This window comes from Enterobacter sp. 148H3, from assembly GCF_034107425.1.
Lineage (GTDB): Bacteria > Pseudomonadota > Gammaproteobacteria > Enterobacterales > Enterobacteriaceae > Enterobacter > Enterobacter vonholyi.
The window spans coordinates 58,872-81,694 of sequence record NZ_JAWNEI010000017.1; the positions used below are offsets into that span (position 1 = coordinate 58,872).

Sequence of the window (22,823 nt, forward strand, 5' to 3'; positions counted from 1 at the left end):
TTCTTAGTTTTTGCGACGACGCGTTAACGCCACGCCAGCGCCCGTCAGTGCGCCTACAATCCCCCACATAATCATCAGGAATGCACGACGCGGACTATCGCGTTTTACAGGTTCTTCAGGCGTTCGCAAATAACGATAGGTCTGAAAACGCGGGTCCAGAGAAGGACCTACATTAAGCGTGTTGAGCATCGCGCGATTTTGATCGTAATCGAGGTCAAAATCAGGACCGACGGCCTGGAGGTTTTCCAGGCGCGCCTGCAGCATGGGGCGGCCAAGGAGGAACATCTCTGAATCAGGCAGCTCATCAGCCGGCACGTCCGTCTCAGTGCGGGAAATATTGTGCTGTTCCGCAATTTTCAGCGCCTGCTCAATATTATGAACACGACGAGCGAAAATGGCTTTAGCCACCTCTTCCTGACGTTTCACCTGTGCTTTCATCTGGATTGTACGAGCCGCCCAGGCGCCTTTAAGCTCTTCGTTAAGATGGCTTGCGGCACGCTGGCTGGCAAACGCGACATACTGACGCAACAGGTTGTTAGCATCCGGCGCGGTTTCTGCAATCAGTTTGACGCTGTCGTTCACGTTACGCAGCGCATCGCCCGGCATAAACTGAATATTGTTAATCAGATCGTCCAGCAGAGCGGCATCGGCTTTAGTGTTATCAACTCGACGCTGCTTGTAATAATCCGTCTGAGACCAGAAGTCGCGGCGCGTATCCCACGAAGCCAGTTGCATCACAAACTCTTTATAAGCCTCATCCATAACGGAGACCTGATCTGGCGTGGCGAGGTTGGCTTTGATATCCAGGTTTCGCAGGAATTGCTGCTGGGAATAGTATCCCCCAAGCATGTTAACCGTTGGTTTGTCCGTGATTGCCGTGGAGCTCCATTCTTGTTTTGCAAAGAACGTATAGGCCAGCGCTAACAGTGCAAAACCCAGCGCAATCCCCGCAATCCAAAGTTTGCCTGCCCATAACACGCGAAACAAACCCCGAATATCCAGTTCATTCTCAGTTACCACTGATTTCGCTCCCGCCAACGGTTGAGTCATCATAGTCCCGGTTTTACTTAGTTAATGTTGTGTTTTTGCCACTGTTACGACGCATCCGGCGTTTAATACGTTTTATGAACCGCGCTACTTTCCATGCGCGCTTAATGCAGTAGCCGTACAGGAAAAATGCTAGCAAGAATAATGCCAACATAACCCACTCAGGAATGATATGAGAATATTCTGCAGCTACGCCAATTGCGGCCAAAATAGCAGCGGCCAGAGTAATCAGCACAAACGCCTGACGAGAAGTAAAACCCGCACGCATGATGAGATGATGAATGTGTTGGCGGTCTGGAGAGAAAGGACTCATCCCTTTGCGCAGGCGGCGATACATAATCGCCACCATATCCATCAATGGAATGGCAATAATCCACAGCGCGGTTACCGGACTTATCGGGTGGGTTTGACCCTGCGTGGTTTCAAGCAGGATCCAGATAACCGTAAAACCAATCAGCGTACTGCCCGCGTCCCCCATAAAGACTTTATAGCGACGGCCCAGCACGCCGAGGTTTAAGAGGATATAAGGCAGAATGGCGGCAATCATGGCAAAACACCACATTGCCAGGCTGTACTGGCCATCAAACCATAAGATAATGCCAATAGCGGCGAAAGAAACGGATGACAGTCCACCGAGCAGGCCGTCAATGCCGTCCACCATGTTGAAAGCATTGATTGCCGCCCAGACGGCAAAGAGCGTCAGGAAGAAGCCAAATGGACCCAGAACTAACTCCCACGGGCCAAACACATAGCCGAGGCTACGCAGATACAGTCCGCCGACAACCATCATCACCACGCCAATGGCCGCCTGAACGGTGGCGCGTATTTTCACCGCGATATCGAAGCGGTCATCAAGAGCCCCGACTAACACCAGGACACCGGCGCAGGCAATATAGAGGGCGGCATGCGGGATATAATAGTCAGCAATACCAAACGTGAAGCAAATCCCTGCGTAAACAGAAATCCCGCCGACTAAAGGAATAAGTCCCTGATGGCGTTTACGAAAATTAGGCTTATCCACCAACCCTATTCGTTTTGCCACCTTGCGCGCAATGAACAAAAAACAGGTTGTGAATAAAAAAATACTGATCAGTTCAGTAACGGCGGTGAATAGATTCACAATGGATTGCTCTCAACAAATGTTAGTCCCGGAAGTATAACCATGAAGCCACAGCCTCAGAAGTAATAAAGATGGCTTCTTACAACTCCCTTTGTATATTTTTCAATCAATTATTTCTTTGGCTGCAGAAACGGCCCTATTGTCGCACCGACCGGTCAAAATTGGGAGTAGATGGTACTAGCGTATAGTCCATAAAAGAAAAACGCCACGTAAAAACGTGGCGTTTGCTGGCTTTATTTGCGTTACGAGCGTTTCATCATGTCAAAGAAATCGTCGTTGGTTTTGGTCATCGCCAGTTTGTTAATGAGGAACTCCATTGCGTCGATTTCACCCATTGGATGGATGATTTTACGCAGGATCCACATTTTCTGCAGCTCTTCCTGGGTGGTGAGCAGCTCTTCTTTACGAGTACCGGAACGGTTGTAGTCGATAGCCGGGAAGACGCGTTTTTCAGCGATTTTACGAGAAAGATGCAGTTCCATGTTGCCTGTACCTTTAAATTCTTCGTAAATCACTTCGTCCATTTTAGAACCGGTATCGATCAGCGCCGTCGCAATGATGGTCAGGCTGCCGCCCTCTTCCACGTTACGTGCTGCACCGAAGAAGCGTTTTGGGCGATGCAGGGCGTTAGCATCCACACCACCGGTCAGGACTTTACCGGACGCCGGCACCACGGTGTTGTAGGCACGCGCCAGACGAGTGATGGAGTCGAGCAGGATGATCACGTCTTTCTTGTGCTCAACCAGGCGTTTCGCCTTCTCGATAACCATTTCCGCAACCTGAACGTGGCGAGATGCCGGTTCGTCGAAGGTAGAAGCAACCACTTCACCTTTAACCAGACGCTGCATCTCGGTCACTTCTTCCGGACGTTCGTCAATCAGCAGCACCATCAGCACGCAGTCTGGGTGGTTATAGGCGATGCTCTGAGCGATGTTCTGCAGCAGCATGGTTTTACCCGCTTTTGGCGGCGCCACAATCAGACCACGCTGGCCACGACCAATTGGTGATGCCAGATCCAGTACACGCGCGGTTAAGTCTTCAGTAGAACCGTTACCACGCTCCATGCGCAGGCGAGAGTTCGCGTGCAGCGGCGTTAAGTTCTCAAAGAGGATCTTATTACGCGAGTTTTCCGGTTTGTCGAAGTTAACTTCATTGACTTTCAACAGCGCAAAGTAGCGTTCACCCTCTTTAGGAGGACGAATCTTACCTGAAATGGTGTCACCAGTGCGGAGGTTGAAACGGCGGATTTGGCTGGGGGATACGTAGATGTCGTCAGGGCCGGCGAGGTAGGAGCTGTCTGCAGAGCGGAGGAAACCAAATCCGTCTTGCAATATCTCCAGCACACCGTCGCCAAAGATATCTTCGCCACTCTTAGCGTGCTGCTTCAGGATGGCGAAAATGATGTCCTGCTTGCGCATACGAGCCTGGTTTTCCAGCCCCATATTTTCGCCGAGAGTGATCAGCTCAGAAACCGGCGTATTCTTTAATTCGGTAAGATTCATAATGGTGTGGGTTCTTAAACTCGGGGTGATTCTCGAACTTAATGTTGTGAATGGTATGGCAGGGTCATCCATGCCTGTTTAGCGGCCATCAACTCATGTCTGTTCGCTGTCTGGTCACAGGGAAAGAACGCAGAACTGAAACGACAAGACGGATTGAGCGACAAGCCCGGAATTTAGCCACTTCACGCACTGTTCATGTCAACAACGGGAAGTATCGGGTAAAACAAGATTCAAACAACAAGATATGTTTAAAACGAAGTCATAGCTAACTTAGCACGACTTCAGCCGGGCGTCCAGAGTTCCACATCATTTAGCCGGGAGCTCTGAACGCACAGCGGAGAAACCTTACGCCAGGTTAGCGTCCAGGAACTCTTTCAGTTGACCTTTGGACAGCGCACCCACTTTGGTTGCTGCCACTTCGCCGTTTTTGAACAGCAGAAGGGTTGGGATGCCACGGATACCGTATTTTGGTGCGGTGCCCGGGTTTTGGTCGATGTTCAGCTTGGCAACGGTCAGTTTGCCCTGATATTCGTCGGCGATCTCATCCAGAATCGGGGCGATCATTTTGCAAGGACCACACCATTCAGCCCAGAAATCGACGAGGATCAGCCCGTCAGCCTTAAGTACGTCCGTGTCAAAACTGTCGTCAGTCAGGTGAATAATTTTATCGCTCATATATAACTCCACAGGAATAAGCCTGGTACGTTGGTTTTGTCTCCACCAACGACGTGTTGATGTCGCATTAACCAACTAAAGGTTGACTTTATTTCACCGGATACGCTTTCGTAAAGCAATAGTAAGCTGATATTCTACCACACTATGAGCAAAACACATTTAACAGAACAGAAGTTTTCCGACTTCGCGCTGCACCCGAAGGTGATTGAAGCCCTTGAAAATAAAGGGTTTCATAACTGCACGCCCATTCAGGCCCTCGCGCTGCCGCTGACGCTGGCCGGTCGCGATGTTGCCGGGCAGGCGCAAACCGGTACCGGCAAAACGATGGCGTTTTTAACGTCAACGTTTCATTATTTACTTTCTCACCCAGCGATTGCAGACCGCAAAGTTAACCAGCCGCGCGCGCTAATTATGGCCCCGACGCGAGAACTGGCGGTACAGATCCACGCAGACGCTGAACCCCTGGCGCAGGCTACGGGCCTGAAGATTGGCCTGGCCTATGGCGGCGACGGCTACGATAAACAGCTGAAAGTGCTCGAAAGCGGTGTGGATATCCTGATCGGTACCACCGGCCGTCTTATCGATTACGCCAAACAGAACCACATTAACCTCGGTGCCATCCAGGTTGTGGTGCTCGATGAAGCTGACCGCATGTACGATCTCGGCTTCATTAAAGACATTCGCTGGCTGTTCCGCCGTATGCCTCCGGCCAATCAGCGTCTGAATATGCTGTTCTCTGCAACCCTCTCATACCGCGTACGCGAACTGGCGTTCGAACAGATGAACAACGCCGAATATGTAGAAGTGGAACCTGAGCAGAAAACGGGTCACCGCATTAAAGAAGAGCTCTTCTATCCTTCCAATGAAGAGAAAATGCGTCTGCTGCAAACGCTGATCGAAGAAGAGTGGCCAGATCGCGCCATCATCTTTGCGAACACCAAACATCGTTGTGAAGACATCTGGGGCCATCTGGCTGCAGACGGTCACCGTGTTGGCCTGTTGACCGGCGACGTCGCACAGAAAAAACGCCTGCGTATTTTGGAAGAGTTCACCCGTGGCGATCTCGATATTCTGGTCGCAACCGACGTGGCGGCACGTGGTTTACACATTCCAGCCGTGACGCATGTCTTTAACTACGATCTGCCAGACGACTGCGAAGACTACGTACACCGTATCGGTCGTACCGGTCGCGCGGGCGCAAGCGGACACTCTATTAGCCTTGCATGTGAAGAGTATGCGCTGAATCTCCCAGCCATTGAGACTTATATCGGTCACTCTATCCCGCAGAGCAAATACAATCCGGAAGCGCTGTTAAGCGAACTGCCGCCGCCTAAGCGTCTAACCCGCCCACGCTCCGGCAATGGTCCGCGTCGTTCAGGCGGCGCACCGCGTAATCGTCGTCGTTCAGGTTAAGAAAATATGCTCAGCTCCACCTCGCTTTATGCGGCAATTGATCTCGGTTCGAATAGTTTTCATATGCTGGTTGTGCGCGAGGTGGCGGGAAGCATACAAACGCTGACGCGCATCAAGCGCAAGGTCCGCCTCGCGGCGGGCCTGAGCAGCGATAACCACCTCTCACCTGAAGCCATGGAACGTGGCTGGCAGTGTCTGCGACTCTTTGCCGAGCGTCTGCAGGATATCCCGCATGCCCAAATCACCGTCGTCGCCACTGCGACACTTCGCCTGGCGGTTAACGCCGTTGATTTTATTGCCAGAGCGCAGGAAATCCTCGGTTGCCCGGTTCAGGTTATCAGCGGTGAAGAAGAAGCTCGTCTGATTTATCAGGGAGTTGCACACACCACGGGGGGTGACGATCGCCGCCTGGTGGTGGATATCGGCGGTGCCAGTACCGAGCTTGTGACCGGCACCGGCGCGCAGGCAACGTCGCTGTTCAGCCTCTCGATGGGCTGCGTGACCTGGCTTGAGCGCTACTTTACCGATCGTAATCTGGGTAAAGAGAACTTCGACGAGGCGGAAAACGCCGCGCGCGAGGTATTACGCCCGGTCATGGATGAACTGCGCTATCACGGCTGGAAAGTCTGCGTGGGTGCGTCCGGGACCGTGCAGGCCCTGCAGGAAATCATGATGGCGCAGGGAATGGACGAGCGGATTACGCTTGCTAAGCTTCAGCAGTTGAAACAGCGCGCCATTCAGTGCGGACGCCTGGAAGAGCTGGAAATTGAAGGCCTGACGCTCGAACGCGCGCTGGTCTTCCCGAGCGGGCTGGCCATTCTTATCGCTATTTTCACCGAGCTGAACATCCAGTGTATGACCCTGGCCGGCGGTGCGCTGCGTGAAGGCCTGGTCTACGGGATGCTGCATCTGTCGGTCGATCAGGATATCCGCAGCCGTACCCTGCGCAACGTGCAGCGTCGTTTTCTGGTTGATATCGATCAGTCAGGACGCGTATCGCAGCTGGCGTCACGCTTCGCCGATCAGGTCGCTAACGTCTGGGATCTTGATCACCTGAGCCGGGATTTACTCCTGAGCGCGTGCGCGCTACATGAAGTAGGGCTGAGCATTGATTTTAAGCAGGCACCGGCTCACGCAGCGTATCTGGTCCGCAACCTTGATTTACCGGGCTACACGCCCGCGCAGAAAAAATTGCTGGCAACGCTGCTGCTGAACCAGACCAATGCAGTCGACCTCTCCTCTCTGCATCAGCAAAACGCCGTACCGCCGCGCGTGGCCGAGCATCTCTGCCGCCTGCTGCGTCTGGCGATCCTGTTTGCCAGCCGCCGCCGCGATGATTTGCTGCCAGCCATTAATCTTGTGGCCGATGACGAGAAGCTTTCGCTGACGCTGCCGGAAAACTGGATTGAACGTCACCCGTTAGGGGCCGAGATGATCGAGCAGGAGTGCCAGTGGCAGAGCTATGTGCACTGGGTGCTGGAAGTAAAGTAATACGCTGAACATTGCCGGGTGGCGGCTTCGCCTTGCCCGGCTACTCATCATTATCCTTTCTCTTTGGCTTTAGCCAGCATGGCGCGAATGTTCGCCACGTTAGCCTGCCCCTTGTGCATCCGCTCTTCCGCGGTAATCACTTTGCGCTCCTGCTCCCAGATCAGGTCATCCTGCGGCAGTTCCAGCAGGAAACGACTCGGCTCCGGGCGGACGAGTTCGCCATACTGGCGGCGCTCTTTACACAGCGTGAACGTCAGCTCTTTCTGCGCGCGGGTGATCCCCACGTAGGCCAGGCGGCGCTCCTCATCGACGTTATCTTCATCAATGCTGCTCTGGTGCGGCAACAATCCCTCTTCCATACCAACAAGATAGACATACGGGAACTCCAGCCCTTTTGACGCATGCAGCGTCATGAGCTGAACCTGATCGGCCTCTTCTTCGCTCTCGCCGCGCTCCATCATGTCGCGCAGGGTAAAGCGGGTGACGACCTGCGTCAGGGTCATAGGCTCGTCGATTTCAGAGCCCTCCAGCATTTCGGTCATCCAGCTGAAAAGCTGGTTAACGTTCTTCATGCGCATCTCAGCCGCCTTCGGGCTGGCTGAGGTTTCATACAGCCAGGACTCATAGTCGATGCCGTGAATGAGATCGCGCACTGCCGCCACCGGCTCGCGCTCCGCGAGACGCTGTACTTCGCCGAGCCAGTGGGTGAAGCGGGTTAACGAGTCATAGCCACGCCCGGTTAACGTCTGGCTCAGCCCCATGTCAAAGCTGGCAGTAAACATACTTTTGTTGCGGGTCATCGCCCACTCGCCGAGCTTTTGCAGCGTCGCCGGGCCTATCTCGCGTTTTGGCGTATTCACAATACGCAGAAACGCGCTGTCGTCATCCGGGTTAGTGAGCACGCGCAGATAAGCCAGCAGGTCTTTGATCTCTGGCCGTGAGAAGAACGACGTACCGCCCGAGATTTTGTACGGAATGCGGTTCTGCATCAGCATCTTTTCAAAGACGCGCGACTGGTGGTTACCGCGATAGAGGATCGCGTAATCCTTATATTCTGTTTTGTTGACGAAGTGGTGAGCGATGAGCTCGCCCGTGACGCGCTCCGCTTCATGATCCTCATTGTTGGCGCTGAGCACTTTCAGCTCCGTGCCGTAGCCCAGTTCGGAGAAGAGACGCTTCTCGAATACGTGCGGGTTATTGGCAATCAGGATGTTTGCCGCCTTCAGAATACGCCCGGAGGAGCGGTAGTTTTGCTCCAGCTTAATCACCTGTAGGGCGGGGAAATCTTTGCTCAGCAGCACCAGGTTTTGCGGGCGCGCGCCGCGCCAGGAGTAAATCGACTGGTCGTCGTCGCCTACCACGGTGAAACGCGCGCGCTGCCCCACCAGCAGCTTCACCAGCTCGTACTGGCTGGTGTTAGTGTCCTGATATTCATCCACCAGCAGGTAGCGGATTTTATTCTGCCAGCGCTCGCGCACCTCTTCATTGCGCTGCAGCAGCAGCGTGGGCAGCAGGATCAGGTCGTCAAAGTCCAGCACGTTGCACGCTTTCATATGCGCATCGTACAGACCGTAGCAGTGGGCGAAGATCCGATCCCGTTCGCCTTTGGCGATCGCCGCGGCCTGCGCCGGGGTCATCAGATCGTTTTTCCAGTTCGAGATCGTCGAGATCAGCTGCTGCAACAGCACTTTGTCATCTTCGATCAGCCCCTCGGTGAGCTCTTTGAGCAACGCCACCTGGTCAGTGTCATCGAAGAGGGAGAAGTTGGACTTCATTCCCAGCGCCGCATACTCGCGTTTGATGATATCCAGCCCCAGCGTGTGGAAGGTGGAGATCATCAGGCCACGCGCTTCTTTACGGCCAAGCGTCTGACCGACGCGCTCTTTCATCTCACGCGCCGCTTTATTGGTAAAGGTGACCGCCGCAATGTGTCGCGCCTGATACCCGCAGTTGCGGATCAGATGGGCGATCTTGTTGGTGATCACACGGGTTTTACCCGAACCGGCCCCTGCCAGCACCAGGCATGGTCCAGTAACGAATTCGACCGCTTGTTGTTGTCCAGGGTTTAAACGCATGGGAGTGTTGCTCAATCTTCGAACGGGGTGTGGATTGTAGCAGAAAGCCGGGCGCAGATTTACCGGCTAATGATAAAGTGGAGAAATCGTGTTTAACCCGTAGAGCAGAACCATGAAAAAGACCGCAGCAGCCCTGCATATTCTGGTAAAAGAAGAGAAACTGGCCCAGGAGATCCTGGCCAAGCTGGAGCGCGGCATCAGCTTTGATCATCTGGCGAAGCGCTACTCTAAATGCCCTTCCGGGCGCAATGGTGGGGATCTCGGCGAGTTTCAACAAGGTGCGATGGTCGGCCCGTTCGATCAGGCGGTCTTTAGCTGCCCGCTTCTGAAGCCCTACGGCCCGGTAAAAACCAAATTTGGCTACCATATCATTAAGGTGCTTTATCGCCGCTGACGCGTGGTATATTGCGCCCCGATTTATTTCAACCTATTCAAGGCACGATCATGGCAAAAACAGCAGCAGCAGTGCACATTCTCGTTAAAGAAGAGAAACTGGCTTTAGATCTTCTGGAGCAGATTAAAAACGGTGCCGACTTCGGCAAGCTGGCGAAGAAGCACTCCATCTGCCCGTCAGGCAAACGCGGCGGCGATCTGGGTGAGTTCCGCCAGGGTCAGATGGTTCCGGCGTTCGATAAAGTGGTGTTCTCCTGCCCGGTGCTGGAGCCAACCGGCCCGCTGCATACCCAGTTTGGTTATCACATCATTAAAGTGCTGTACCGGAAATAAACAGCAAGGCCTTCTCTTAGAGAAGGCCTTTAATGTTTGCACCCTCTCCCTGTGGGAGAGGGGCGGGGTGAGGGCATCAGCCCGCCCCTGTTGTTAACCCGCTACCGCGATGCGCTTCATATCGGTCATGTAGCCACGCAGTTTGTGACCCACTTTCTCGATCTGGTGGCTGCGAATGGCTTCGTTCACATCGCGCAGCTGCGCGTTGTCCACGGCACCTTCTGCAATCGCTTTACCCAGATCGCCAGTCTGCAGAGTAGTCATAAACTCTTTCAGCAGCGGTACGCAGGCGTAAGAGAACAGGTAGTTACCATATTCCGCGGTATCAGAGATCACCACGTTCATTTCGTACAGACGCTTACGGGCGATGGTGTTCGCAATCAGCGGCAGCTCGTGCAGTGATTCGTAGTACGCAGATTCTTCGATGATGCCTGAATCCACCATGGTTTCGAACGCCAGCTCAACGCCTGCTTTCACCATCGCGATCATCAGCACGCCTTTATCGAAGTACTCCTGCTCGCCGATTTTACCTTCGTACTGTGGCGCGGTTTCGAACGCGGTTTTACCGGTCTCTTCACGCCAGGTCAGCAGTTTCTTATCGTCGTTCGCCCAGTCCGCCATCATGCCGGAAGAGAATTCGCCGGAGATAATGTCGTCCATGTGTTTCTGGAACAGCGGTGCCATGATGGTTTTCAGCTGTTCAGACAGCGCGTAAGCACGCAGTTTTGCCGGGTTGGACAGACGGTCCATCATCAGCGTAATACCGCCCTGCTTCAGCGCTTCGGTGATGGTTTCCCAGCCGAACTGAATCAGTTTTTCCGCATATGCCGGGTCGGTACCCTCTTCCACCAGCTTATCGAAGCACAGCAGAGAACCGGCCTGCAGCATGCCGCACAGAATGGTCTGCTCGCCCATCAGGTCAGATTTCACTTCGGCAACGAAGGACGATTCCAGCACGCCCGCACGGTGACCGCCGGTCGCCGCTGCCCATGCTTTGGCAATCGCCATGCCTTCGCCTTTCGGATCGTTTTCCGGGTGAACCGCGATCAGGGTCGGCACGCCGAAGCCACGCTTGTACTCTTCACGAACTTCGGTACCCGGGCACTTCGGTGCAACCATCACCACGGTGATGTCTTTACGGATCTGCTCGCCCACTTCAACGATGTTGAAGCCGTGGGAGTAACCCAGAGCCGCGCCGTCTTTCATCAGCGGCTGTACGGAACGCACAACGTCTGAGTGCTGCTTGTCCGGGGTCAGGTTAACTACCAGATCCGCCTGCGGGATCAGCTCTTCGTAGGTACCCACTTTGAAGCCGTTTTCGGTCGCTTTGCGCCAGGAAGCACGCTTCTCGGCAATCGCTTCTTTGCGCAGGGCGTAGGAGATATCCAGACCGGAGTCACGCATATTCAGGCCCTGGTTCAGACCCTGTGCGCCACAGCCGACGATGACCACTTTTTTACCCTGAAGGTAGCTCGCGCCATCGGCAAATTCGTCGCGCGCCATGAAGCGGCATTTGCCCAGCTGCGCCAGCTGCTGGCGCAAGTTCAGTGTATTAAAGTAGTTAGCCATGGGTGATACCTCGTGATGTTGTGTGTCTTATTGTTCGGTTCGCGTTTCAGCGAGAATGTACCCACATTACAACAGGAAATTTATTGCGGAAATTGATATATTCACAACGTCATGTTGCAATTTTTGCAATGTAAAAAGAGGGAGTGGAATCGGTGGATTTACGCGATCTGAAAATGTTCCTGCACCTGACGGAAAGCCGTCATTTTGGCCGCAGCGCCCGGGCGATGCACGTTAGCCCCTCCACGCTTTCACGCCAGATCCAGCGCCTTGAGGAAGACCTCGGCCAGCCCCTGTTCGTGCGCGACAACCGCACCGTCACCCTCACGGAAGCGGGCGAAGAGCTACGCATTTTTGCCCAGCAGACGCTGCTGCAGTACCAGCAGCTGCGGCACTCGATTGACCAGCAGGGGCCGTCACTTTCCGGCGAGCTGCATATTTTTTGCTCCGTGACCGCCGCCTACAGCCATCTGCCACCCATCCTTGACCGCTTCCGCGCGGCGCATCCGTCGGTTGAAATTAAGCTCACCACCGGCGATGCCTCCGACGCAATGGAAAAAGTGGTGACGGGCGAAGCGGATCTCGCCATTGCTGGGAAACCTGAAACCCTGCCGGGCGCGGTGGCATTCTCCATGCTGGAGAATCTGGCGGTGGTACTCATTGCCCCGGCCCTGCCCTGCCCGGTGCGTAACCAGGTGTCGGTGGAAAAACCGGACTGGTCCACGGTACCGTTTATCATGGCCGATCAGGGGCCGGTGCGCCGTCGTATTGAGCTGTGGTTCCGCCGCCAGAAAATCAGCAATCCGTCGATTTACGCCACGGTCAGCGGCCATGAGGCGATGGTGTCGATGGTGGCGCTCGGCTGCGGCGTGGCGCTGCTGCCGGAGGTGGTGCTGGAAAATAGCCCGGAACCGGTGCGCAATCGCGTGATGATTCTGGAGCGCAGCGATGAGAAAACGCCGTTTGAGCTTGGCGTGTGCGCACAAAAAAAGCGGCTGCATGAGCCGCTTATTGATGCGTTCTGGACGATATTGCCGAATCACTAACCTGCCAGGAAGAACCTGAACGCCGGGTTATGGGTTTCGTCGTGACACTCATAGCCCAGCTCGTTCAGCCGCGTTTCGAAATCCGGCTCGTGCTCGCCCAGTTCAAACGCCGCCAGCACGCGGCCGTAGTCGGTACCGTGGCTGCGGTAGTGGAAAAGGGAGATGTTCCAGTGCGTGCCCAGCGTGTGCAGGAACTTGAGCAGCGCGCCCGGCGATTCCGGGAACTCAAAGCTGAACAGGCGTTCCCTGAGCGGCTTCGATGGACGCCCGCCGACCATGTAGCGCACGTGCAGCTTCGCCATCTCATCGTCGGAGAGATCGACTACGCTATAGCCGCCTTCATGCAGCAGGTTAAGGATCTCTTTACGCTCCTCCACGCCACGGCTCAGACGCACGCCGACAAAAATGCAGGCGTCTTTGGCATCGGCAAAACGGTAGTTAAACTCCGTCACCGAACGGCCGCCCAGCAGCTGACAAAATTTCAGGAAGCTGCCCTTCTCTTCCGGAATCGTCACCGCCAGCAGCGCTTCCCGCTGTTCGCCCAGCTCGCAGCGCTCGGACACGTAGCGCAGACCGTGGAAGTTCACGTTGGCACCAGAAAGCACGTGCGCCAGACGCTCGCCGCGAATGTTGTGCTGCGCGATGTATTTTTTCATGCCCGCCAGCGCCAGAGCGCCGGACGGTTCCGCCACCGCACGAACGTCTTCGAAGAGATCCTTCATCGCCGCGCAGATCGCATCGCTATCCACCGTGACGATATCGTCGAGATATTCCCGGCACAGGCGGAAGGTTTCGTCGCCAATACGCTTCACCGCCACGCCCTCGGCAAACAGCCCGACGCGCGGCAGGTCTACCGGATGCCCGGCATCCAGCGCCGCTTTCAGGCAGGCAGAATCTTCCGCTTCCACGGCAATGACTTTGATCTGCGGCATCAGCTGTTTGATCAGCACCGCCACGCCTGCGGCTAAGCCACCGCCGCCCACCGGAACAAAGACGCGGTCGAGATGGGCATCCTGCTGCAGCAGCTCCAGCGCCAGCGTGCCCTGCCCGGCAATCACCATCGGGTGGTCGAACGGCGGCACCCAGGTGAAACCCTGCTGCTGCGCCAGCTCAATCGCTTTGGCTTTTGCTTCGTCAAAGTTAGCCCCGTGGAGTAATACTTCACCGCCGAAACCGCGCACCGCGTCGACTTTGATGTCTGCGGTAGCAACCGGCATCACGATCAGCGCTTTCAGTCCCAGACGAGCAGACGAGAACGCCACGCCCTGCGCGTGGTTGCCCGCCGACGCGGTAATCACGCCGCGCGCCTTTTGCTCATCGGTCAGTCCGGCCATCATCGCGTAGGCACCGCGCAGCTTGAAGCTGTGCACCGGCTGGCGGTCTTCGCGCTTCACCAGAATGACGTTGTCGAGGCGCGAGGAGAGTTTTTCCATTTTCTGCAGGGGCGTGACCTGCACGGCTTCATAGACCGGTGCGCGCAGCACCGCCCTGAGATATTCCGCCCCCTCAGGGGCGGCGGATAAGGGTTGTGACTCGGCCATCGTTAGCCCCCGAGTTTCGATTTATCGCGTACAGCGCCTTTATCTGCACTGGTGGCAAGGCTCGCGTAGGCGCGCAGGGCAAAGGAGACTTCGCGCTGGCGATCTTTCGGCGTCCAGGCTTTGTCGCCGCGCGCTTCCTGCGCTTCACGACGGGCTGCGATCTCCTGGTCGCTCAGCTTGAGCTGAATGCCGCGATTCGGAATGTCGATTTCGATCAGATCGCCGTCTTCGATGATGGCAATGTTGCCGCCGCTTGCCGCTTCCGGGGAAACGTGGCCGATAGAGAGGCCGGAAGTGCCGCCGGAGAAACGCCCGTCGGTGATCAGCGCGCAGGCTTTACCGAGGCCCATCGATTTCAGGAAAGTGGTTGGGTAGAGCATCTCCTGCATGCCCGGACCGCCTTTCGGCCCTTCGTAGCGAATGACAACCACGTCGCCTTCAACCACTTTACCGCCAAGGATGGCGTCTACCGCTTCATCCTGGCTTTCGTACACCTTCGCCGGACCGGTGAATTTCTGGATGCTGTCGTCCACGCCTGCGGTTTTCACGATGCAGCCGTTTTCCGCAAAGTTTCCGTACAGCACGGCCAGACCGCCGTCTTTGCTGTAGGCGTGTTCCAGCGAGCGGATGCAGCCTTCGGCGCGATCATCGTCCAGCGTGTCCCAGCGGCAATCCTGGGAGAAGGCCTGCGTGGTACGAATACCGGCAGGACCGGCGCGGAACATTTTTTTCACCGCGTCGTCTTTGGTCAGCATCACGTCGAACTGGTCCAGCGATTCCGGCAGCGTCAGCCCGAGCACGTTTTTCACGTCACGGTTCAGCAGCCCGGCGCGATCCAGCTCGCCCAAAATACCGATTACACCACCGGCACGGTGCACGTCTTCCATATGGTACTTCTGGGTACTTGGTGCGACTTTACACAGCTGCGGCACTTTGCGGGACAGCTTGTCGATATCGCTCATGGTGAAGTCGATTTCGGCTTCCTGCGCGGCGGCCAGCAGGTGCAGAACGGTGTTGGTAGAGCCGCCCATGGCGATATCCAGCGTCATGGCGTTTTCGAACGCGGCTTTACTGGCAATGTTGCGCGGCAGAGCGCTGGCGTCGTCCTGCTCGTAGTAGCGTTTGGTCAGCTCAACGATGCGCTTACCGGCGTTGAGGAACAGCTGCTTACGGTCGGCGTGGGTCGCCAGCAGCGAGCCGTTGCCCGGCTGAGACAGGCCCAGCGCTTCGGTCAGGCAGTTCATGGAGTTCGCCGTGAACATACCGGAACAGGAGCCGCAGGTCGGACACGCGGAGCGTTCCACCTGATCGCTCTGCTCGTCAGAGACTTTCGGGTCCGCGCCCTGGATCATCGCATCGACCAGGTCGAGCTTGATGATTTTGTCAGAGAGCTTGGTTTTCCCCGCTTCCATTGGGCCACCGGAGACGAAGATCACCGGAATATTCAGACGCAGGGAAGCCATCAGCATCCCCGGGGTGATTTTGTCGCAGTTGGAGATACAGACCATGGCATCGGCGCAGTGGGCGTTAACCATGTACTCTACGGAGTCGGCGATGAGCTCGCGCGACGGCAGTGAATAGAGCATGCCCCCGTGACCCATCGCGATACCGTCATCGACCGCAATGGTGTTGAACTCTTTCGCCACGCCGCCGGAGGCTTCGATTTGCTCGGCTACCAGTTTACCCAGATCGCGCAAGTGCACGTGGCCCGGTACGAACTGGGTGAAGGAGTTCACCACGGCGATAATCGGCTTACCGAAATCGGCGTCGGTCATTCCAGTGGCGCGCCACAGCGCGCGGGCACCCGCCATGTTGCGGCCGTGGGTGGTGGTGGCTGAACGATACTTAGGCATGCTTTATTGACTCCCGTCTGACTATGTAATGGGACGGTGCGTGCCGTCCCAAATTTATGCTTAGTGATTAACCTGATCCAACCAGCCGTATTTATCTTCTGTTTCGCCGGTGAAGAGGCCAAAGAACGCTTGCTGAATGCGTTTGGTGACCGGGCCACAGCGGCCTTCGCCCACCTGAATACCGTCTACGCTGCGCACCGGGGTGATTTCAGCCGCGGTACCGGACATAAACACTTCATCGGCCAGGTACAGGGATTCGCGGGACAGCACCTGCTCGCGCACTTCGATACCCAGGTCTTTCGCCAGCTTGATGATGGCGTCACGGGTGATGCCCGGCAGCGCGGAGGAGGTGAATGGCGGCGTAAACAGAATTCCGTCTTTCACTTCAAACAGGTTTTCACCTGCGCCTTCGGAGATGTAGCCATTCACATCGAGCGCGATACCTTCCTGGTAACCGTGACGGCGCGCTTCGCTACCAACCAGCAGGGAAGAAAGGTAATTACCGCCCGCTTTCGCGGCGGTCGGGATGGTATTTGGCGCAACGCGGTTCCAGGAAGAGACCATTGCGTCGATCCCCTGCTCCAGGGCTTCAGCACCCAGGTAAGCACCCCACGGGAACGCGGCAATGATCACATCAGTGGTATAGCCGGCCGGCGGGTTCACGCCCATACCGACGTCACCCACGAAGACCAGCGGACGAATATAGGCGCTGGTGAGGTTGTTCTTACGGATCACGTCGCGGCAGGCTTCCATCAGCTCATCAACGCTCTGAGATACCGGGAAACGATAAATTTTGGCTGAGTCATGCAGACGCTGCATGTGTTCGCGATGGCGGAACACCACTGGCCCTTTGTGAGAATCGTAGCAGCGGATGCCTTCAAACACGGAGGTACCGTAATGCAGCGCGTGTGACATCACGTGGACCTTCGCGTCCTCCCAGCGAACCATCTCACCGTTGAACCAAATGTAATCAGCTTTTTTTGTCGTCATTTTTTCGTCCTGTCACGCTTAAGCGCGGATTTGTTGTGATGTGGTTGTGCTCTGGCAGATGGCAACATGGGCAACGTCTACCAGCTTTGATAACTGACTAAACAGTAAGTCGACCGACCGCGGGCTGGCAACGGTTAATTCGATACTGATATTCCGGGCGTCAGTGGCTGTCTCCATATTCATAGAGCAAATCTGAAAACCACGATGACGCACCACACGCAAAACGCGTTCTAAAGTTTCCGGGTTGAAGCGAGCCTGTACGGCGACCTGATGCTGCATCATGATAATTTCTCCATCATTTGTGAGTTACTGGCACCAGGCGGTACCAGCGGCCAGACGTTCTCGAGTTCATCGATTGAGACATGAAGCAGGTAAGGCCCATCGCTGTTCAGCATGGTGTCGAGCGCCGCTTCAACCTGATCTTTACGGGTGATGTGCTGGCCAGGGATGCCAAAGGCGCTGGCCAGGGTGAGGAAATCGGGGTTATCGGTGAGAGTCGTTTCGCTGTAGCGCTCCTGGAAGAACAGCTGTTGCCACTGGCGAACCATCCCTAAACGCTGGTTGTCGAGCAAGACGATTTTCAGCGGCAACTGCTTGCGTTTAACAGTGCCGAGCTCCTGAACGTTCATCATGAAGGAGCCGTCACCGGAGATACAGATAACGGTATCGTTCGGGCGGGCGACCTGCGCGCCAACGGCTGCTGGCAGACCGAAGCCCATCGTCCCTAACCCGCTGGAGGTGATGAAATTTTCCGGGCGGGTGTAGGTCATATGCTGCGCGGACCACATCTGGTGCTGGCCGACGTCGGTGGTGACGACGCTATCAGCAGGTTTGCGATCCGACAACTGCTTCAACAGCAGCGGCGCGTAGATGGCCTCGCCGGGGTGATCGTAACGCCATGCGTGCTCGGCGCGCATATCGGCGGTGTGCTGACGCCATGCGTTGATATCCAGCGGCTTCTGCAATGCCGGTAACAGCGCGTTGAGATCGCCCTGCAGCGCAACGTGCGCCTGACGCAGCTTGTTCATCTCCGCCGGGTCGATATCCATATGGATAACTTTAGCGTTCGGCGCAAAGGTATTCAGCTTGCCGGTGACGCGGTCGTCAAAACGGGCACCTACGGCGATGAGCAGATCGCACTCCTGCACCGCCAGGTTTGCCGCTTTGGTGCCGTGCATCCCCAGCATGCCCAGATAGTACGGATAGTCTGCATCTACCGCACCCAACCCTTTCAGCGTGCAGGTGGCAGGTATTTGCGTTACCGCGATAAATTCACGCAGGGCGGGAACGGCCTGCGCCATCCCGACGCCACCGCCGACGTACAGCATCGGCTGTTTCGCCTGCGCCAGCATCTGACGGGCCTCTTCAACTTCCGCTTCCGGAAACGCATCGTCGCTTTCAACGGTAGAGAAGTGCGGTTCCAGATCGCCGAGTGCCACCTGGATATCTTTCGGGATATCAACCAGAACCGGACCGGGACGGCCTGAGCTGGCCACTTCGAACGCTTCTGCCATTACGCGCGGCAGCTCTTCCAGAGACTGGACGAGGAAGCTGTGTTTGGTGCAGGCCAGCGATAAACCAAGGACGTCGACTTCCTGGAAAGCATCGGTACCGATGAACGGAGACGCCACCTGCCCGGTGATGGCAACAACGGGAACAGAGTCCAGCAGCGCGTCAGCCAGGCCGGTGATGAGGTTAGTTGCGCCCGGGCCTGACGTCGCCATACACACGCCGGTTTTGCCGGTCGCGCGGGCGTAGCCAATGGCCGCCATCACTGCGCCCTGCTCGTGTCGGCACAAGAGATGTTCCACGCCGCCGTCATACAGTGCATCGTAAATCGGCATAATTGCGCCACCTGGATAACCGAATACTGTCTCGACTCCCTGCGCGCGCAACGCATGTACTACCCACTGTGCCCCATTCATAGTTAGTTCCCCGTCATAAATCGGGAGAAACAGAATTTTGTGCTAGTCGTCATTCTCTGCTCCTCATTTACGTTTTTTAGTCATAAAAAAACCCCCGGACCTTTCGGTGCGGGGGTCTTAGTTCGTTAAGGCTTGATTTCTAAGCCTTTCCTCGTCCAAGTGCAGCCCCGCACGGTGGGATAATAATCACCACCACGCTAATCACGACCAGGCTAATCACTCGTAGAAGGGCTGTCATTTTCAGTTCTTTTTGCATCTTGTTCGAAGGAATACCTAAAGAGTTATCACAGTTTTTAAATCAAACACAAGATTTATTTATGACGGATTTGATTAGGCAGCGAATCATATTTCTTAAAATCTTTGTTTTATATAAAGAAATTAGAAAATGAATATTTTTCATTTTTTTACTGCAGTTCTTAACGTCAAAACGGGGCTTTTTACATTCTGCGAGGAAGCTTCCACGGTTATGCAATTGTTTCAGCGTGCGCTTAAAATCCCTGAACAGGCGGCGTAAATCAGCAAAATGACGCTAAACAGACAAAAAAGGCGCTGGCATAGTCACCCCAGGAGGTAGTGCAAATGTCACTGTCAGTTGTTTATACGCGTGCGGCTCTCGGGGTAAAGGCACCGCTTGTTTCCGTTGAGGTTCATTTGAGTAATGGGCTACCCGGACTCACGCTTGTCGGTTTACCTGAAACGACGGTTAAAGAGGCCAGGGATCGCGTTCGCAGCGCAATAATAAATAGCGGTTATACCTTCCCTGCGAAGAAGATCACCATCAACCTTGCTCCCGCCGATCTGCCTAAAGAGGGGGGACGATACGATTTGCCTATCGCAATTGCCCTTCTCGCGGCTTCTGAGCAGCTTAATACGACAAGGCTAGGCTCGTACGAGTTCGTGGGTGAACTCGCGCTCACAGGCGCGTTAAGAGGCGTTCCCGGTGCGATATCAGGAGCGCTGGAGGCCATACGTGCCGGGCGGCAAATCATTGTCGCAAATGAAAACGCATCAGAAGTGAGTCTTATCGCCGAGAAAGGATGCCTCATCGCGGGACATTTACAGGAAGTTTGTGCCTGGCTGGAAGGACGACATGAACTGTCCGAGCCAGAGGAGTGTGACGATGTTATAAACGACGTCCCGGAGGATCTCAGCGAGATTATGGGGCAGGAGCAAGGGAAACGGGCGCTGGAGATTACGGCCGCAGGTGGGCACAATCTTCTGTTGATTGGTCCACCAGGTACGGGGAAAACGATGCTGGCGAGCAGGTTGAGTGGATTGCTTCCACCGCTCAATAATCATGAAGCGCTGGAAAGCGCTGCCATATATAGCCTCATCAGTTCTGCATCGTTGCAAAAACAGTGGCGCCGTCGCCCTTTTCGTTCCCCGCATCATAGCGCTTCACTGACGGCAATGGTCGGCGGCGGGTCTATCCCCGGGCCGGGAGAAATCTCACTGGCCCATAATGGAATTCTATTTCTCGATGAGCTGCCCGAGTTTGAGCGCCGCGTGCTGGATGCACTGAGAGAACCTATTGAATCTGGCGAAATACATATCTCGCGCACGCGGGCCAAAATAAGCTATCCCGCGCAGTTTCAGCTGGTCGCGGCGATGAATCCCAGCCCGACGGGCCACTACCAGGGCAACCATAACCGCTGTACGCCGGAGCAAACGTTGCGCTATCTGGGTAAGTTATCCGGCCCGTTCCTCGACCGTTTCGATTTATCCCTCGAAATCCCCCTTCCTCCGCCGGGTCTGCTCAGGCAGACGGGTATTACGGGTGAAAGCTCAGCGGATGTACGCGAGCGGGTGATTGCGGCCCAGACGCGGCAGTATGCTCGTCAGAACAGGCTAAATGCGCGGCTGGATAATGCCGGGATCCGGCAGTTTTGTTCGCTTAACAGTGAAGATGCAGGATGGCTGGAGGAGACGTTGACGCGCTTTGGGCTGTCTATACGTGCGTGGCAACGTTTGCTAAAAGTGGCCAGAACCATTGCTGACGTGGAGGGATGTACTGACATTGAGAGGAAACACTTGCAGGAGGCGCTGAGTTATCGCGCTATCGATCGTTTGCTGCTGCACCTGCAGAAGTTGCTGGCATAAAAAAAGGGGCCATAGCCCCTTCTTATCACCTTAGTCATCAGACTCGGTGTAGTCTTCTGCACCTTCCATCTGCGGCTTACCGCCAGACAGCGTATGGAAGCGCTTTGGACGCTTAATGCGTGCCATATACTTGATCCACACACGTTCCGCTTCAGACTGAGGCTCACGCTCACCACGGCAAACAGAAACAAACTGTTTTTCGTCTTCGGTTGCAGGTTCACGCTTACCCAGATCCAGCTCGTTAAAGGCATAACCATGGCGCTCAAGCAGTTGAGCTTCTTTGATGGTGAAATCGCCGTGACGAGAGAACCCGCGCGGATAATGTTTATTGTCGAAAAAACGATTAGTCGTCGTAAAGCTTTCCGCCATCCTACACGCTCCTAATTCTTTGGCCGAGCTATTTATGGCGCGGAGTATTAGTTACGCTTGACAGAGTGTAAAACAAAACATTTAAATCATAACGACAAATAATTTTGCGGAGAAAGATGTGGATACGGAATTGCTTAAAACTTTCCTTGAAGTGAGCAGAACACGCCACTTTGGGCGAGCAGCTGAAGCCCTTTACCTGACGCAGTCAGCAGTCAGTTTTCGTATTCGACAGCTGGAAAATCAACTGGGTGTGAATCTTTTTACCCGCCATCGCAACAATATCCGCCTCACGCCCGCCGGCGAAAAACTGCTGCCGTACGCAGAAACGCTCATGAATACCTGGCAGGCAGCACGTAAAGAGGTGGCGCATACTTCGAGGCATAATGAGTTCTCGATTGGGGCCAGCGCTTCTCTGTGGGAATGTATGCTAAGTCAGTGGCTTACCCGGCTGTATCATTCACACGGCCACCTGCAATTTGAAGCGAGAATTGCGCAACGGCAGTCGCTGGTTAAGCAACTTCATGAGCGTCAGCTTGATCTTCTGATCACAACTGAAGCCCCCAAGATGGACGAATTTAGCAGCCAGATTGTAGGCCAGTTTGGTCTGGCGCTTTATGCCTCTGAGCCTTTGATGATGAAGGCAGACCTGACCTATTTGCGCCTGGAATGGGGGCCAGATTTTCAGCAGCATGAGACTGGATTGATTGCACCTGATGATGTTCCACAGTTAACAACCAGCTCTGCGGAGATCGCCTGCCAGCAACTGCCCTTGCTGAGAGGTTGTACCTGGTTACCTGTTCGCTGGGCAGACGCTAAAGCGGGGCTGCATACGGTGATGGATTCCACCACGCTTACCAGACCGCTGTATGCGATTTGGCTGCAAAACAGTGATAAGCAAGCACAGATAAAAGATCTGTTAAAAATCAATGTAATGGACTGATACATCAGCCAGCAGGAATGCTGGCTGAATAGTAAGAAGAGACGTTTTTGCAGGATTTCAGGCAAAAAAAATCCTTTGCCGAAGCAAAGGATTATATATGGCAGGGGCGGAGAGACTCGAACTCGCGACACCCGGTTTTGGAGACCGGTGCTCTACCAACTGAGCTACGCCCCTAAAGTTTTTTGCCATTAAGCCTGCCAGTAAGGCAGGCTTAATGTCTTAATAAGTGGCGGAACGGACGGGACTCGAACCCGCGACCCCCTGCGTGACAGGCAGGTATTCTAACCGACTGAACTACCGCTCCACCGAAGACTGCTTGTAACCACCGGATTAATGCACCGGCTTACTACTTAATTTGATGCCTGGCAGTTCCCTACTCTCACATGGGGAGACCCCACACTACCATCGGCGCTACGGCGTTTCACTTCTGAGTTCGGCATGGGG

At 55.1% G+C, this 22,823-nt stretch carries 21 protein-coding genes and 2 tRNA genes; 7 read left to right on the plus strand and 16 right to left on the minus strand.

Annotated elements, in window-relative coordinates:
* Positions 1–3: 3 nt before the first annotated feature.
* From wzzE to trxA, 4 genes are all read right to left on the minus strand, one after another.
* Positions 4–1,050 (minus strand): ECA polysaccharide chain length modulation protein, encoded by a 1,047-nt coding sequence (gene wzzE, locus USH94_RS19865; RefSeq protein WP_111963515.1) that lies wholly within the window; start codon positions 1,048–1,050, stop codon positions 4–6.
* A gap of 13 nt (positions 1,051–1,063) precedes the next feature.
* Positions 1,064–2,167: a UDP-N-acetylglucosamine--undecaprenyl-phosphate N-acetylglucosaminephosphotransferase gene (gene wecA, locus USH94_RS19870; protein ID WP_111963514.1), complete on the minus strand. Its 1,104-nt coding sequence runs from the start codon at positions 2,165–2,167 to the stop codon at positions 1,064–1,066.
* A gap of 242 nt (positions 2,168–2,409) precedes the next feature.
* Complete coding sequence (gene rho, locus USH94_RS19875; protein ID WP_008501566.1) at positions 2,410–3,669, minus strand: transcription termination factor Rho; 1,260 nt, start codon at positions 3,667–3,669, stop codon at positions 2,410–2,412.
* A 345-nt stretch (positions 3,670–4,014) separates the two neighbouring features.
* Positions 4,015–4,344, minus strand: coding sequence for a thioredoxin TrxA (gene trxA, locus USH94_RS19880; protein ID WP_006179218.1), 330 nt, complete (start codon positions 4,342–4,344; stop codon positions 4,015–4,017).
* Between the two features lie 144 nt (positions 4,345–4,488).
* Here trxA and rhlB point away from each other — a divergent pair, with 144 nt between their 5' ends.
* Both rhlB and gppA read left to right on the plus strand, forming a co-directional pair.
* Complete coding sequence (rhlB, locus tag USH94_RS19885; RefSeq protein ID WP_111963512.1) at positions 4,489–5,757, plus strand: ATP-dependent RNA helicase RhlB; 1,269 nt, start codon at positions 4,489–4,491, stop codon at positions 5,755–5,757.
* 6 nt (positions 5,758–5,763) lie between these two features.
* Positions 5,764–7,248 (plus strand): guanosine-5'-triphosphate,3'-diphosphate diphosphatase, encoded by a 1,485-nt coding sequence (gppA, locus tag USH94_RS19890; protein WP_111963510.1) that lies wholly within the window; start codon positions 5,764–5,766, stop codon positions 7,246–7,248.
* Positions 7,249–7,298: 50 nt separating this feature from the next.
* Here the strand turns inward: gppA and rep are convergent, their stop codons facing one another.
* Entirely contained in the window at positions 7,299–9,323 is a 2,025-nt protein-coding gene (gene rep, locus USH94_RS19895; protein ID WP_111963508.1) for a DNA helicase Rep, read from the minus strand.
* Positions 9,324–9,435: 112 nt separating this feature from the next.
* Here rep and ppiC (USH94_RS19900) point away from each other — a divergent pair, with 112 nt between their 5' ends.
* Entirely contained in the window at positions 9,436–9,717 is a 282-nt protein-coding gene (gene ppiC, locus USH94_RS19900; RefSeq protein WP_004886860.1) for a peptidylprolyl isomerase PpiC, read from the plus strand.
* Positions 9,718–9,767: 50 nt separating this feature from the next.
* Complete coding sequence (gene ppiC / locus USH94_RS19905) at positions 9,768–10,049, plus strand: peptidylprolyl isomerase PpiC (protein WP_023309650.1); 282 nt, start codon at positions 9,768–9,770, stop codon at positions 10,047–10,049.
* 93 nt (positions 10,050–10,142) lie between these two features.
* Here ppiC (USH94_RS19905) and ilvC read toward each other — a convergent pair whose 3' ends face one another.
* Positions 10,143–11,618, minus strand: coding sequence for a ketol-acid reductoisomerase (ilvC, locus tag USH94_RS19910; RefSeq protein WP_021242831.1), 1,476 nt, complete (start codon positions 11,616–11,618; stop codon positions 10,143–10,145).
* A 152-nt stretch (positions 11,619–11,770) separates the two neighbouring features.
* Between ilvC and ilvY the strand changes: the two genes are divergently transcribed.
* On the plus strand, positions 11,771–12,661 hold the full coding sequence (ilvY, locus tag USH94_RS19915; protein WP_111963506.1) for an HTH-type transcriptional activator IlvY: 891 nt from the start codon (positions 11,771–11,773) through the stop codon (positions 12,659–12,661).
* On the opposite strand, the gene ilvA is transcribed toward ilvY, so the two are convergent.
* From ilvA to ilvL, 7 genes are all read right to left on the minus strand, one after another.
* Positions 12,658–14,202 (minus strand): threonine ammonia-lyase, biosynthetic, encoded by a 1,545-nt coding sequence (ilvA, locus tag USH94_RS19920; protein ID WP_039267211.1) that lies wholly within the window; start codon positions 14,200–14,202, stop codon positions 12,658–12,660. The genes ilvY and ilvA overlap by 4 nt on opposite strands.
* Before the next feature lie 2 nt (positions 14,203–14,204).
* Positions 14,205–16,055, minus strand: coding sequence for a dihydroxy-acid dehydratase (gene ilvD, locus USH94_RS19925; RefSeq protein ID WP_111963504.1), 1,851 nt, complete (start codon positions 16,053–16,055; stop codon positions 14,205–14,207).
* Between the two features lie 60 nt (positions 16,056–16,115).
* On the minus strand, positions 16,116–17,045 hold the full coding sequence (gene ilvE, locus USH94_RS19930; RefSeq protein WP_023309654.1) for a branched-chain-amino-acid transaminase: 930 nt from the start codon (positions 17,043–17,045) through the stop codon (positions 16,116–16,118).
* A gap of 18 nt (positions 17,046–17,063) precedes the next feature.
* Positions 17,064–17,327 carry an acetolactate synthase 2 small subunit gene (gene ilvM / locus USH94_RS19935; protein WP_024907956.1) on the minus strand — a complete coding sequence of 88 codons (264 nt, stop codon included), beginning with the start codon at positions 17,325–17,327 and terminating at the stop codon, positions 17,064–17,066.
* The gene (gene ilvG, locus USH94_RS19940; RefSeq protein ID WP_111963503.1) at positions 17,324–18,970 is read right to left on the minus strand and encodes an acetolactate synthase 2 catalytic subunit; all 1,647 of its coding nucleotides are present in this window, start codon (positions 18,968–18,970) and stop codon (positions 17,324–17,326) included. Before ilvG ends, ilvM begins: the two co-directional genes overlap by 4 nt.
* Positions 18,971–18,972: 2 nt before the next feature.
* Positions 18,973–19,023: a peptide IlvX gene (gene ilvX, locus USH94_RS19945; RefSeq protein WP_166792073.1), complete on the minus strand. Its 51-nt coding sequence runs from the start codon at positions 19,021–19,023 to the stop codon at positions 18,973–18,975.
* Positions 19,024–19,109: 86 nt separating this feature from the next.
* Complete coding sequence (ilvL, locus tag USH94_RS19950; protein WP_001311244.1) at positions 19,110–19,208, minus strand: ilv operon leader peptide; 99 nt, start codon at positions 19,206–19,208, stop codon at positions 19,110–19,112.
* Between the two features lie 341 nt (positions 19,209–19,549).
* Between ilvL and USH94_RS19955 the strand changes: the two genes are divergently transcribed.
* Positions 19,550–21,070: a YifB family Mg chelatase-like AAA ATPase gene (locus tag USH94_RS19955; RefSeq protein WP_111963501.1), complete on the plus strand. Its 1,521-nt coding sequence runs from the start codon at positions 19,550–19,552 to the stop codon at positions 21,068–21,070.
* Between the two features lie 30 nt (positions 21,071–21,100).
* Here USH94_RS19955 and USH94_RS19960 read toward each other — a convergent pair whose 3' ends face one another.
* The gene (locus tag USH94_RS19960; RefSeq protein WP_008501577.1) at positions 21,101–21,439 is read right to left on the minus strand and encodes a DUF413 domain-containing protein; all 339 of its coding nucleotides are present in this window, start codon (positions 21,437–21,439) and stop codon (positions 21,101–21,103) included.
* A 118-nt stretch (positions 21,440–21,557) separates the two neighbouring features.
* Here USH94_RS19960 and hdfR point away from each other — a divergent pair, with 118 nt between their 5' ends.
* Positions 21,558–22,379, plus strand: a complete 822-nt coding sequence (hdfR, locus tag USH94_RS19965; protein ID WP_111963500.1) for an HTH-type transcriptional regulator HdfR — start codon at positions 21,558–21,560, stop codon at positions 22,377–22,379.
* Between the two features lie 98 nt (positions 22,380–22,477).
* Here hdfR and USH94_RS19970 read toward each other — a convergent pair.
* Together USH94_RS19970 and USH94_RS19975 are read right to left on the minus strand one after the other, a co-directional pair.
* Positions 22,478–22,553 (minus strand) — tRNA-Trp (locus USH94_RS19970).
* 53 nt (positions 22,554–22,606) lie between these two features.
* Positions 22,607–22,683, minus strand: a tRNA-Asp gene (locus tag USH94_RS19975).
* Positions 22,684–22,823 lie beyond the last annotated feature (140 nt).